10 protein-coding genes and 1 pseudogene are annotated in these 12,883 nt (G+C 59.0%); 4 read left to right on the forward strand and 7 right to left on the reverse strand.

Going from position 1 to position 12,883, the window contains the following annotated elements:
• Positions 1-164: 164 nt before the first annotated feature.
• The 3 genes from NDJ82_RS26055 to secA form a co-directional block, all read right to left on the reverse strand.
• Positions 165-1,109, reverse strand: coding sequence for a Nudix family hydrolase (locus NDJ82_RS26055; protein ID WP_112196608.1), 945 nt, complete (start codon positions 1,107-1,109; stop codon positions 165-167).
• 18 nt (positions 1,110-1,127) lie between these two features.
• A complete protein-coding gene (gene argJ, locus NDJ82_RS26060) occupies positions 1,128-2,345 on the reverse strand; it encodes a bifunctional glutamate N-acetyltransferase/amino-acid acetyltransferase ArgJ (protein ID WP_250926580.1) in 1,218 nt (405 codons plus the stop codon).
• A 123-nt stretch (positions 2,346-2,468) separates the two neighbouring features.
• Positions 2,469-5,204, reverse strand: coding sequence for a preprotein translocase subunit SecA (gene secA, locus NDJ82_RS26065; protein ID WP_099585515.1), 2,736 nt, complete (start codon positions 5,202-5,204; stop codon positions 2,469-2,471).
• A 294-nt stretch (positions 5,205-5,498) separates the two neighbouring features.
• Between secA and NDJ82_RS26070 the strand changes: the two genes are divergently transcribed.
• A complete protein-coding gene (locus tag NDJ82_RS26070; RefSeq protein ID WP_099585516.1) occupies positions 5,499-5,954 on the forward strand; it encodes a DUF721 domain-containing protein in 456 nt (151 codons plus the stop codon).
• A gap of 4 nt (positions 5,955-5,958) precedes the next feature.
• On the opposite strand, the gene NDJ82_RS26075 is transcribed toward NDJ82_RS26070, so the two are convergent.
• Positions 5,959-7,437 (reverse strand): helicase HerA-like domain-containing protein, encoded by a 1,479-nt coding sequence (locus NDJ82_RS26075; RefSeq protein ID WP_250926581.1) that lies wholly within the window; start codon positions 7,435-7,437, stop codon positions 5,959-5,961.
• Positions 7,438-7,627: 190 nt separating this feature from the next.
• Between NDJ82_RS26075 and NDJ82_RS27790 the strand changes: the two are divergent.
• Together NDJ82_RS27790 and NDJ82_RS27795 are read left to right on the forward strand one after the other, a co-directional pair.
• Positions 7,628-8,659, forward strand: a pseudogene (locus NDJ82_RS27790) (HAMP domain-containing protein); the annotation flags it as partial.
• Positions 8,660-8,752: 93 nt separating this feature from the next.
• A complete protein-coding gene (locus tag NDJ82_RS27795) occupies positions 8,753-9,517 on the forward strand; it encodes a methyl-accepting chemotaxis protein (RefSeq protein ID WP_502941248.1) in 765 nt (254 codons plus the stop codon).
• Positions 9,518-9,523: 6 nt separating this feature from the next.
• Here the strand turns inward: NDJ82_RS27795 and NDJ82_RS26085 are convergent, their stop codons facing one another.
• Positions 9,524-9,694 carry a hypothetical protein gene (locus NDJ82_RS26085; RefSeq protein ID WP_177411569.1) on the reverse strand — a complete coding sequence of 57 codons (171 nt, stop codon included), beginning with the start codon at positions 9,692-9,694 and terminating at the stop codon, positions 9,524-9,526.
• Between the two features lie 86 nt (positions 9,695-9,780).
• Positions 9,781-10,629, reverse strand: coding sequence for a formyltetrahydrofolate deformylase (gene purU, locus NDJ82_RS26090; RefSeq protein ID WP_015885632.1), 849 nt, complete (start codon positions 10,627-10,629; stop codon positions 9,781-9,783).
• A 347-nt stretch (positions 10,630-10,976) separates the two neighbouring features.
• On the opposite strand from purU, the gene mvaT reads away from it, so the two are divergent.
• Positions 10,977-11,351: a histone-like nucleoid-structuring protein MvaT gene (gene mvaT / locus NDJ82_RS26095; RefSeq protein ID WP_003175830.1), complete on the forward strand. Its 375-nt coding sequence runs from the start codon at positions 10,977-10,979 to the stop codon at positions 11,349-11,351.
• 89 nt (positions 11,352-11,440) lie between these two features.
• Here mvaT and sbcB read toward each other — a convergent pair whose 3' ends face one another.
• A complete protein-coding gene (gene sbcB / locus NDJ82_RS26100) occupies positions 11,441-12,868 on the reverse strand; it encodes an exodeoxyribonuclease I (RefSeq protein ID WP_158877833.1) in 1,428 nt (475 codons plus the stop codon).
• Between the last annotated feature and the right edge of the window lie 15 nt (positions 12,869-12,883).

Raw genomic sequence — 12,883 nt, forward strand, 5'->3', positions numbered from 1 at the left:
GGTCGATCAGCTCTTGGGGAATGGATGGAAGGTCTCGCGGGGCCTCACGGGCCGGTTTCTTTTTGGTCGGCATACATGCACCTCTATCAACATGTTATGCCCGAACACAAAATTTATGACAGTCCCGAGGGGGCTTGCCCCCGATGAGGCCAGTCAGGACAACATCACCCCTCAGGCCAGAACGCCCGAATCCCAGCAACACCTTGAGCCCCGGCTTCCCAAGCCTGTTCCCGCTCTGCAGGTCCAACCCCGCCCAACAGAAACACCGGCTTGCTGAACCCACGAATCAACTCCGCCGCCTGCTCCCAACCCAAAGGCTGGGCATCTGGATGGCTCTGGGTCGGCTGCACCGGCGACAGCGTGACAAAATCCACGTCCATCATTTCTGCCAGCGCCAGTTCCTCAGCGTTGTGGCAGGACGCCGCCAACCAACGGTCTTTCGGCAACGGCCGGCCCTTGCTCGCGTATTTGCGCAATTGGGCCGAGGTCATGTGCCAACCGGCCGCAGGGAAATCCCCCAACCATTCAAACGGTCCCTTGAGCATCAACTGTGCCTTGCCCGCACACAGCCCCACCGCATCCACCGCCAAGTCGCGATATTTAGGGTCGTAACCGTTGGGCGCACGCAGTTGGACCAGCTTGATGCCACCCGCGATAGCCTTCTGAATCCCGCGCAACAGGGTCGGGGTTTCCAGCTCGCCGGGGGTAATCAGGTAATCGGCGGGCAAGCGCGCGGCGGCAACGATTGGAGCGTTAGCGGCCGGGAACTCGTAATTGATCAGATCCCGAGGTGCCACCCACTCCAGGGGTTGCCCTTCGGCACCGTGGGGCTCGCCGGTAAAGGCCGAGACTTCCCAGACATCCAGCAACACCTGCTTGTCCGGGTAGTCATGCTGCACCTTGATCAACGGCCGCGCCGTGGTCACCTGGATGCCCAGTTCTTCCTGCAATTCGCGGGACAAGGCCGTAGCGACGGACTCGCCCGCCTCGACCTTGCCGCCGGGAAACTCCCAGAGACCGCCCTGATGCTGAGTATCGGCGCGGCGCGCCAGCAGGATCCTGCCATCGACACCGCGGATCACCGCTGCTGCTACATGCACTCGTTTCACCGCGCTTATCCTCCAGGCTCAGGTACGGTATTCCGCGTTGATCTTCACGTATTCGTGGGACAAGTCGGTGGTCCAGATGGTTTCGCTGCAGTCGCCGCGACCCAACTCAATGCGGATGGTGATTTCTTCCTGCTGCATCACCGCCGAACCCTGGGCTTCGGTGTAACTCTCGGCGCGGGCGCCACGGCTGGCAATGCACACGTCACCGAGGAAAACGTCGATCTTGCTCACGTCCAGGTCCGGCACACCGGCACGGCCGACGGCGGCGAGGATGCGACCCCAGTTCGGATCGGAGGCGAACAGTGCAGTCTTGATCAGCGGCGAGTGGGCCACGGTGTAGCCGACATCCAGGCATTCCTGGTGATTGCCGCCGCCGTTGACTTCAACCGTCACGAACTTGGTGGCGCCTTCGCCGTCACGCACGATGGCCTGGGCCACGTCCATGCAGACTTCAAACACCGCCTGCTTCAATGCTGCGAACAACGGGCCGCTGGCCTCGGTGATTTGCGGCAGGTTGGCCTGGCCGGTGGCGATCAGCATGCAGCAGTCGTTGGTCGAGGTATCGCCATCGATGGTGATGCGGTTGAACGATTTGTTGGCGCCATCCAGGATCAGGCTGTGCAGCACGTCGCGGGAGACTTTGGCGTCGGTGGCGATGTAGCCGAGCATGGTGGCCATGTTCGGGCGGATCATGCCCGCGCCCTTGCTGATACCCGTGACGGTAACAGTCACACCGTCGTGCACGAACTGACGGCTCGCGCCTTTGGGCAGGGTATCGGTGGTCATGATGCCAGTGGCGGCGGCCGCCCAGTTATCCACAGACAGGTCGTCCAACGCGGCTTGCAAGGCGCCTTCGATTTTCTCCACCGGCAGCGGCTCGCCGATGACACCGGTGGAATACGGCAGCACCTGGCTGGCATTCACGCCGGTCAACTCGGCCAGCTTGGCGCAGGTACGCGCTGCTGCAACCAAACCCGGCTCACCGGTGCCAGCGTTGGCATTGCCGGTGTTGGTCAGCAGGTAACGGATGGTGCCGGCAACGCGCTGCTTGGCCAGGATCACCGGAGCGGCGCAGAAGGCGTTGAGGGTGAACACACCGGCGACGGTCGAACCTTCGGCACAGCGCATCACCACCACATCCTTGCGCCCCGGGCGTTTGATGCCGGCCGACGCGATACCGAGCTCAAAACCGGCAACCGGGTGCAATGTGGGCAAAGGACCAAGACCAACAGCCATGAACGCGCTCCTTATAAATAGATGATGTCTGTGCCGTCGTAATCGACGGTGAAATTAATGGCAAAACGCCGCGACGGCAGAGGCCGGTCGCGGCGCGGGGTATTGCAGCGTCAGGCGAAAATCTTATTCGATCTGGCCATGGCAGTGTTTGAATTTCTTGCCCGAACCGCAGTAGCACAATTCGTTGCGGCCCAGCTTCTGGTCATTGCGAACCGGAGCCTGAGCCAAGGCCACATCGACCTCTTCACCCAACACTTCAGGTGCTTCCAGACCCGGCGCTTCGTCATGCTGGAACTGCATGCGCGCCGCCAGTGCTTCGGCTTCCTGACGCAGGCGGGCTTCTTCCTCGATCGGGTCTTCGCGACGCACCTGAACGTGGGACAGCACACGAATCGAATCGCGCTTGATCGAATCCAGCAACTCGGAGAACAGCGTGAACGACTCGCGCTTGTACTCCTGCTTCGGGTTCTTCTGGGCGTAGCCACGCAGGTGGATGCCGTGACGCAGGTGGTCCATGGTCGACAAGTGGTCTTTCCACAGGTCGTCCAGCACGCGCAGCACGATTTGTTTCTCGAAGGTGCGCAGTGCTTCAGCACTCGCTTGCTCTTCTTTCTCGTTGTACGCGGCCAACAGCTCGGTCATCAGCTTCTCGCGCAGCGTCTCTTCGTACAGGTGATCGTCTTCGTCGAGCCATTGCTGGACCGGCAAGTCGACACCGAAGTCGCTCTTCAACGCGGCTTCCAGACCGGCAACATCCCACTGCTCTGGCAGGGATTGTGGCGGGATATGTGCGCTGACGGTGGCGTTGAGCACGTCCTGGCGGAAATCGGCGATGGTCTCGCCAATGTTGTCGGCGGCCAGCAACGTGTTACGCATGTGATAGATCACTTTACGCTGTTCGTTGTTGACGTCATCGAACTCAAGCAGTTGCTTGCGAATGTCGAAGTTACGGCCTTCAACCTTGCGCTGCGCCTTCTCGATGGCGTTGGTCACCATGCGGTGCTCGATCGCTTCACCGGACTGCATGCCCAGGGCTTTCATGAAGTTCTTCACCCGATCCGAGGCGAAGATGCGCATCAGGCTGTCTTCCAGGGACAGGTAGAAGCGGCTGGAACCGGCGTCACCCTGACGGCCGGCACGACCACGCAGCTGGTTGTCGATACGGCGCGATTCGTGACGCTCGGACGCAATCACCTGCAGGCCACCGGACTCCAGCACGGCCTGGTGGCGCTTCTGCCAGTCAGCCTTGATCTGGGCGATCTGCTCAGGAGTCGGGTTGTCCAGGGACGCCACTTCCACTTCCCAGTTACCGCCCAACAGGATGTCGGTACCACGACCGGCCATGTTGGTGGCGATGGTCAGTGCGCCTGGGCGACCGGCCTGGGCAATGATCTCTGCTTCTTTTTCGTGGAACTTGGCGTTGAGGACCTTGTGCTCGATGCCTTCCTTGTTGAGCAGGTTGGACACGTGCTCGGAAGTCTCGATGGTTGCGGTACCCACCAGGATCGGGCGGCCCTGGGCCAGGCCGTCCTTGATGTCGTTGATGATCGCCGCGTATTTCTCTTCGGCGGTCAGGAACACCAGGTCGTTGAAGTCTTTACGTGCCAGCGGCTTGTTCGGTGGAATCACCATCACGGCCAGGCTGTAGATCTGGTGGAATTCGAACGCTTCGGTGTCCGCTGTACCGGTCATGCCGGACAGTTTGTTGTACAGACGGAAGTAGTTCTGGAAGGTGGTAGAGGCCAACGTCTGGCTTTCGGCCTGGATGTTGAGCACTTCCTTGGCTTCGATAGCCTGGTGCAGGCCTTCGGACAGACGACGACCCGGCATGGTACGACCGGTGTGTTCGTCGACCAGTACCACCTGGCCATCCTGCACGATGTATTCAACGTTGCGATGGAACAGCTTGTGGGCGCGCAGGCCGGCGTACACGTGGGTCAGCAGGCCCAGGTTATGCGCCGAGTACAGGCTTTCGCCTTCAGCCAGCAGGCCGATCTGGGTCAGCATATCTTCGACGAACTGGTGACCCGCCTCGTTGAGTTCGACCTGACGGGTCTTCTCGTCGATGGAGAAGTGACCTTCTTTGGTCACCACGCCTTCCACTTCCTCGATGTGCTGCTCCAGACGCGGGATCAACTTGTTGATCTCGGTGTAGAGGCGCGAGCTGTCTTCGGCCTGGCCGGAGATGATCAGTGGGGTGCGGGCTTCGTCGATGAGGATGGAGTCGACTTCGTCGATCACGGCAAAATTGAGTTCGCGCTGGAATTTTTCATCCATGCTGAACGCCATGTTGTCGCGCAGGTAGTCGAAACCGAATTCGTTGTTGGTGCCGTAGGTAATGTCGCACGCGTAGGCAGCGCGCTTCTCTTCCGGCGGCTGGAACGGCGTGACCACACCGACGGTCAGGCCGAGGTATTCATACAGTGGGCGCATCCAGTTGGCGTCCCGGCGAGCCAGGTAGTCGTTCACCGTCACAACGTGCACGCCCTTGCCGGACAGTGCGTTGAGGTAAACACCCAGGGTCGCGACCAGGGTCTTGCCTTCACCGGTACGCATTTCGGCAATCATGCCTTCATGCAAGGTCATGCCGCCGATCAACTGGACGTCGAAGTGGCGCATGCCCATGACACGCTTACCGGCTTCACGGGCGACCGCAAAGGCTTCGGGAAGCAGCTTGTCGAGGGTTTCACCTTTAGCTATGCGGGCCTTGAACTCTTGGGTCTTGGCGCGCAATTGCTCGTCCGACAGGGCAACCATCTGCTCTTCGAAGGCATTGACCAGCTGCACCGTCTTGAGCATGCGTTTGACTTCGCGCTCATTCTTGCTTCCAAAAAGTTTCTTTAACAAAGGCGCAAACATATCGGCAGGTTCTTCCACACATAGGGATGGAGGGCGCACCGTGAGTGGCCCGAGCAGCCCTCACGGCCGCATGCGAACGCGCATTCTACCCGGAATCGTGGGTGAGGAAAGTGGCGTTGTTCCCCGACGCTGGCATGGTGCTGTGAGAGGGCTTGTTTAAAATAAGGGCTTTTGCGCGAACTTCAACCCATGGAGCCGATTGATTTCATGGGAAACCCCCCGGCAATGCATTGTCCGGGGCCGCGCAGACGCATTCTGCTAAGATGGCCGCTCTGTTACTTAAGGTGTCCAATCATGGCATTTCGCCCTCTTACAGCCCGCGCACCCAGCGTGTTGCTTCGCGAAGCCAAGCCGTTGAAAGCCATCTTTGGCCATGCGCAACGCTTGGGCCACCTGCAACGCCTGCTCGAAAGCCAACTGCAACCCGCCGCCCGCGAGCACTGCCATGTAGCGTCGTGGCGTGAGGGTAATTTGCTGTTAATTGTCACCGACGGTCATTGGGCCACCCGGTTGCGCTATCAGCAAAAACGTCTGCAGCGTCAATTGATGGCATTCGATGAGTTCGCCAGCCTGACCCGCATCCAGTTCAAGGTGCAACCACCGACCGTGCAGCAAGGGGCAGCCGGCCATACTATGGACCTGTCGGAAAATGCGGCCGAGACTATTCAGGCCACGGCCGACGGCATCAGCGATCCAGGCTTGCGCGCCGCGCTTGAGCGCCTGGCCGCCCATGGCAAGCCCAAGGCCTGAAGCGCTATTTGCGCTTGCTGCCGCCCAGCAAAGACCCCAATAAACCCCGTACCAGTTGGCGCCCCATCTGATTGGCTGCCTGCTGCATGGCCGATTTCAGCGCCTTGCCTGCGGTGGTTCCGAGGAACGCACCCGCCTTGTCCGTGAAGCTGGGCTCCTCGGCGGGCTGACTGGCCTCTTCCGTGGGACCCAGCTCCTTACGCGCCATCAGCACTTCATAGGCAGACTCCCGATCAATCGGCTTGTCATAGCGGCCCTGCAACGGCGAACTCGCCACCAGTGCGGCGCGCTCAGCCGTGCTGAGCGGCCCGATCCGCGATTGCGGTGGCGCGACCAGTACGCGCTGGACGACTTCCGGCGTGCCTTTTTCCTGCAACGTACCCACCAACGCCTCACCCGTGCCCAGCTCGGTCAACACTGACAAGGCATCGAATGTCGGGTTGGGCCGGAAACCGTCCGCTACCGCCCTGAGGGATTTCTGCTCTTTCGTGGTGAACGCCCGCAGGCCGTGCTGCACCCGTAAACCAAGTTGCGCCAGCACAGTGTCCGGCAGGTCGCCCGGCGATTGAGTGACGAAATACACACCCACGCCTTTGGAACGAATCAGCCGCACCACTTGCTCCAGGCGCTCTTGCAATGCCTTGGGCGTGTCGGCAAACAATAAATGTGCCTCGTCGAAGAACAGCGCCAGCAGTGGTTTATCCGCGTCGCCGCGCTCCGGCAACTGCTCGAACAACTCCGCCAACAGCCACAGCAGGAAGGTCGCATACACCTTCGGCGCCTCATGCACCAGGCGGCTGGCGTCCAGCAAGTGGATGCGCCCACGCCCGTCAGCCGTGGGCTGCAAGATGTCTTCAAGCTGCAGGGCCGGCTCGCCAAACAGCGCCTCCGCCCCCTGCTGTTCCAAGACAGCCAGGCGCCGCAACAGCGCCTGGCTGGAACCGGTGGTCATCAGCGCCGCGTCTTCACCGAGCAGTTCCGGGTGATAGCGTAGATGGTTGAGCAGTGCCTTGAGGTCCTTGAGGTCCAGCAGCAACAGGCCTTCGCGATCCGCAACCTTGAACGCTGCGTACAAGGCCGACTGCTGGCTGTCAGTCAGTTCCAGCAGACTGCCCAGCAACAACGGCCCCATTTCACTGATGGTAGTGCGCAACGGATGACCGGACTGCCCGTGGATATCCCACAACGTAACGGGATACGCCTTGGCCGTGTAATTAAGGAAAGGCATCCCGGCAATACGCTCGGCCACCTTGCCCTGAGGATTGGCAGCGGCACCCAGGCCACAGAGGTCACCTTTGATGTCCGCCGCAAATACCGCCACGCCCGCATCACTGAAGGCTTCAGCCAGGCGTTGCAACGTGACGGTCTTGCCGGTGCCCGTGGCGCCGGCGATCAGCCCGTGGCGGTTGGCCAGGCGCATGGCCTGGGCAATGGGCTGGCCATCAAGACCGGCACCGATTAGGAGTTGCGTGGAATCAGGCATTTCGTCACCCATGGTTAAGCTTTAGTGTCGCCAGGTCGATAAGAAAGATGTGAGACCCATAAAGTCTAAAAATCGCTCAGATAGTTCCTACAGGGACCAACGGAAATATCAAACTTTTTTTACGCCACCCTTTCGCGTGTTCCACAAGGACGCGCTTCGGATATTAAGACCTTAGCGGACCCTTCAAGCTATGAATAAAAATCTGCGCTTCAGCCACAAGATCCTGCTTGCAGCCTCCCTTATCGTCATCGCGGCCTTTGCCCTGTTCACCCTCTACAACGACTACCTACAACGTAACGCTATCCGTGACGACCTCAACAATTACCTTCACGAAATGGGCGATGTCACCGCCAGCAACATTCAGACCTGGCTGACCGGGCGCATTGCGCTAGTGGAAAACGCCGCACAAAACATCGCCATCAACCCTGAGCCTTCGACCGTTGCCAGCCTGCTGGAACAGAAAAGCCTGACATCCTCCTTCATGGCGACCTACGTGGGTGACAGCAAAGGGGCTTTCACCATTCGCCCCGACACCAAGATGCCGGACGGCTTCGACCCACGGGTTCGCCCCTGGTACAAGGGCGCCCAGAACAGCAACGGCTCGACCCTGACCGAGCCGTACATTGATGCCGCTACCGGGCAATTGATCATTTCCATCGCCACCCCCAGCGCCAAAGGCGGCCAGAGCATTGGCGTGGTGGGCGGTGACCTGAGCCTGCAAACCCTGGTGGATAACATTGGCGCGCTGAATTTCGGCGGCATGGGCTATGCATTCCTGGTCAGCGCCGATGGCAAAGTGCTGGTACACCCGGACAAAAACCTGGTGATGAAGACCCTGGCCGACGTGTATCCAAAACATACGCCGAAGATCAGTGGCGACTTCAGTGAAGTCGAAGCCAACGGCAAGGACAACATCGTGACCTTCACACCGATCAAAGGCCTGCCGTCGGTGAACTGGTACTTGGGTATTTCGGTGGATAAAGATAAATCCTACGCCATGCTCAGCGAATTCCGCACCTCGGCGGTGATCGCCACGATCATTGCCGTGGTGATCATCATTGCCTTGCTGGGCATGCTGATTCGTGTCTTGTTGCAACCACTGCATGTGATGACCCGTGCCATGCAGGACATCGCCGACGGCGAAGGTGACCTGACGCGCCGCCTGACCATCCAGAACCACGATGAATTCGGCATCCTGGGTAATGCCTTCAACCGCTTCGTAGAGCGGATTCACACGTCCATCCGCGAAGTGTCCTCGGCCACCGAGCACGTGAATGAAGTGGCACTGCGGGTGGTCAGCGCGTCCAACTCGTCGATGGTCAACTCTGACGAACAGGCCAACCGCACCAACAGCGTGGCTGCCGCCATCAACGAGCTGGGCGCCGCCGCCCAGGAAATCGCACGCAACGCTGCGCAGGCCTCCAACCAGGCCAGCGATGCACGGCACTTGGCCGAAGACGGTCAACAGGTGGTTGAGCGCAATATCAAGGCGATGACTCAGTTGTCTGCAATGATCAGCGCCTCCAGCAGCAATATCGAAGCGCTTAACAGCAAGACCGTGAACATCGGCCAGATTCTCGAAGTGATCACCAGCATTTCCCAGCAAACCAACCTGCTGGCGTTGAACGCTGCCATCGAAGCGGCCCGTGCCGGTGAAGCCGGACGCGGGTTTGCGGTCGTCGCCGACGAAGTGCGCAACCTGGCGCACCGCACCCAGGAATCGGCGCAACAAGTACAAAAGATGATCGAGGAACTGCAAGTCGGCGCGCGGGAGTCGGTCAGCACCATGAGCGACAGCCAGCGCCACAGCCATGACAGCGTAGAGATTGCCAACCTGGCGGGTGAGCGCCTCAACAGCGTGACTCAACGCATTGGCGAGATCGACAGCATGAACCAGTCGGTGGCGACTGCCACGGAGGAACAGACCTCGGTGGTGGAGTCAATCAACATGGACATCACCGAGATCAACACCCTCAATCAGGAAGGCGTGGAAAACCTGCACTCCACTCTGCGCGCGTGCACCGACCTGGAACAGCAGGCGGCACGGTTGAAACAATTGGTGGGCAGCTTCCGGATCTGATCTGCTTTATTCAGCAGCGGGATCCGGTTTGGCCTGCTCACGCTCCCACAGCTCGGCGGCACCCGGAAATTCGGTGCCGTCTTCACTGTCCAGGTCATCCGGATCGTACCGGCTCAAGCACCCTTCACCCAATGTCGCAGGTGCTTTGGAGGTGGCTTTGTCCAGTGGGTCACTCATCGGTCAATCCTCAATGGCACACAAAGAAAAAGGGCCTGCAGCGATTTAACGCCCAGGCCCTTCATTCTTCAATCAGAACGCCTTGATCAGAACACGACAGTCTTGTTGCCGTGTACCAGCACGCGGTCTTCCAGGTGGTAACGCAGGCCACGGGCCAGCACCATTTTCTCGACATCGCGGCCGAAGCGCACCATGTCCTCAATGCTGTCGCTATGGCTGACGCGCACTACGTCCTGCTCGATGATCGGACCGGCGTCCAGCTCTTCGGTGACGTAATGGCAGGTTGCGCCAATCAACTTCACGCCCCGCAGGGACGCCTGGTGGTATGGCTTGGCCCCCACAAATGACGGCAGGAAGCTGTGGTGAATGTTGATCACCTTGCCGGCGTATTCGCGGCACAGTTCCGGCGGCAGGATCTGCATGTAGCGCGCCAGCACCACAACATCAGCCTCATGCTGCTTGACCAGGCGAGAAACCTCGGCGAACGCCGGCTCCTTGTCCTGTGGGTTGACCGGCACGTGGTAGTACGGGATCCCGTGCCACTCGACCATGCTGCGCAGGTCGTCATGGTTGGAGATTACACACGCGATCTCGCAGTCCAGCTCATCACTGTGCCAGCGGTGCAGCAAGTCGGCCAGGCAGTGGGATTCGCGACTGGCCATCAACACCACGCGCTTCTTCTGCTCGGTGTCGGTGATATGCCAGGTCATCGAAAACTCTTCGGCGATTGGCGCAAAGGCCTCGCGAAAAGCCTCAAGGCCAAAGGGCAGCGTGTCGGCACGGATTTCATGACGCATGAAGAACCAACCGCTGAGATTGTCCGAGTGATGGCTCGCCTCGGTGATCCAACCGTTGTGGGAGGCCAGAAAATTACTGACTTTGGCAACGATGCCGACCCGGTCCGGGCAAGCAATCACCAGCCGAAAAGTGCGCATTAGGGGGAAACTCCAGAACTTCGCAAAGGCCGCCATTCTAGCGATTACGCAGGAAAACTGCAGTATTCGTTAGCGCTTATTCTGTTCACCTGCCCGCGACCTCCCCCTCGCCAACCCAAGGATTACCACCGCTACTATGAATTTACTGTGCCCCCAAGGCTGTTCCCTGATGTCAGCAATATTATCTTTAGGTTTACACCGTGATAATTAACTCGATTGCATTAGGTGTGCTAAAAACATTCAAAGTAATTCACATAAATGCGACCTAAATGTTTACTTGGGGAAACTGCCTGACTATTATTGGGCCACTGTCCCTGTCAATCAGCGTTCTACATAAGGTAGTCCACATGTCTCTGATCAACGAATACCGTGCCACCGAAGAAGCTATCAAAGAGCTGCAAGCCCGTTTGAAGAACCTGTCCCAAGACGACAAGCTGAAAACCGAGCTGGAATTCGAAGGCAAACTGCGCACCCTCATGGGTGAATACTCCAAATCCCTGCGTGACATCATCGCGCTGCTGGATCCAGAGTCGAAAGTTAAAGCACCTCGTGGCGCCGTGAAAACTACCGGTACCAAGCGTGCTCGCAAGGTCAAACAATACAAAAACCCGCACAACGGCGAAGTGATTGAAACCAAAGGTGGCAACCACAAAACGCTGAAAGAGTGGAAAGCCAAGTGGGGCGGTGACGTGGTTGAAGGCTGGGCTACCCTGCTGGGCTAAGCTTTGCCAGGCCTGCGCCTGATACGCAACACATTAAAAACGCCAGCTTGCTGGCGTTTTTTATTGGCCGTCAATTCTGCACAACCTAATTACAGATTCACACGGGCCGCTAAAGCATCGGCATATTCCTGCCACTGCACCAGCACCTGCTGCTGCAACGGCGTCGCACTAACAGCCAACTCCTGCCGCGCCTGATTAAATGCCTCAAGGGTATTGGGTGCGCCAAATTCAGGGCTGGACAAACGTTGCTGACAGAAAAGTTTCCAGCGTTGTAGCTCCTCGCTGTTCAGCGTATCGGGGAAGTTACGCGCTCGGTAGCGAAATAATAATTCCGGCAATCGATGATCATCAAAAGGCCACTGCTGTCTTGCTAATTGCTCGGGCTCTGCCATCCGGACTTGTTCACATAAGCGTCGATCACGATCGCCAATAAAGCCGTCGTAAAGCTGCTGTTCCGGGTCGGTATTCCCTGAAAAATCTTCGTCGGCATAAATGACCGCCAACTTATCGCGCCACAGTTCCTGTGCGTCAGTTAGCCGCAGCGCCCGCGCCTGATAAATGTCCATATCCAATTGCAGGCGTTCACGATCTTCGACCCGCAATACGTTCAAGGGCGCGACAACCGGACAGCGATTGATATGCACCAGCTTCAGCGGCACCGGCAACTCACCTTCGGCAAGGTCATCACGACGGGTGTACAGGCGTTGGCGCAAGGTGGCGGCGTCAGCGTCAAGCAGCCCCTGAGGGTCCAGGCCAAGGTCGCAGACAATCAACGCGTTGCGGTTGCGCGGATGCCAAGCCAAGGGCAGGACAACGCCAAGGTAATGACGCTCGGCGGAAAACCGCCCTGATATGTGCACCATTGGTTGCAACAGGCGCACCTGGTCCATCACTCGCTGTTTACTGCGTAATTGAAACAGCCAGTCGTACAGTTTTGGCTGCTTCTCGCGCACCAATCTAGCCAGGGCGATCGTGGCGCGCACGTCGGATAACGCATCGTGGGCCTGCCCATGATCGATGCCGTTGGCAGCCGTCAAACGTTCAAGCTTGAGGGTCACACGCCCGTCCTGCTGCGGCCAGTCGATGCCTTCCGGACGCAGGGCGTAGGCGGTGCGAACCACATCGATCAAGTCCCAACGACTGTTACCGCCCTGCCATTCGCGCGCGTAAGGGTCGAAGAAGTTGCGATACAGGCTGTAGCGCGTCATTTCATCGTCAAACCGCAATGTGTTATAGCCGGCACCACATGTTCCCGGAGTTGCCAGTTCGGCATGTACGCGGGTCATGAAATCAGCCTCGGCCAGGCCCTTTTCGGCCAGTATGGCGGGGGTGATCCCTGTAATCGCGCACGCGGCGGGATGGGGCAGGATATCGTCGCCGGGCTGACAGTAGATGTTGACCGGCGGGCCGACCTCGTTGAGTTCGAGATCCGTACGAATCCCCGCTACCTGGAGCGGTCGATCACTGCGCGGGTTGATGCCGGTGGTTTCATAGTCGTACCAGAAAATGGTGGTCACGGGCTATTCCTGTGC

It is taken from the genome of Pseudomonas sp. SR18, from assembly GCF_023701505.1.
GTDB lineage: Bacteria > Pseudomonadota > Gammaproteobacteria > Pseudomonadales > Pseudomonadaceae > Aquipseudomonas > Aquipseudomonas cyclaminis.

Coding starts and splice junctions, on each gene's coding strand:
- argJ (WP_250926580.1), bottom strand. CDS start 2,345: ATGGCTGTTGGTCTTGGTCCTTTGCCCACATTGCACCCGGTTGCCGGT.
- secA (WP_099585515.1), bottom strand. CDS start 5,204: ATGTTTGCGCCTTTGTTAAAGAAACTTTTTGGAAGCAAGAATGAGCGC.
- NDJ82_RS26070 (WP_099585516.1), top strand. CDS start 5,499: ATGGCATTTCGCCCTCTTACAGCCCGCGCACCCAGCGTGTTGCTTCGC.
- NDJ82_RS26075 (WP_250926581.1), bottom strand. CDS start 7,437: ATGCCTGATTCCACGCAACTCCTAATCGGTGCCGGTCTTGATGGCCAG.
- NDJ82_RS27795 (WP_502941248.1), top strand. CDS start 8,753: ATGGTCAACTCTGACGAACAGGCCAACCGCACCAACAGCGTGGCTGCC.
- NDJ82_RS26085 (WP_177411569.1), bottom strand. CDS start 9,694: ATGAGTGACCCACTGGACAAAGCCACCTCCAAAGCACCTGCGACATTG.
- purU (WP_015885632.1), bottom strand. CDS start 10,629: ATGCGCACTTTTCGGCTGGTGATTGCTTGCCCGGACCGGGTCGGCATC.
- mvaT (WP_003175830.1), top strand. CDS start 10,977: ATGTCTCTGATCAACGAATACCGTGCCACCGAAGAAGCTATCAAAGAG.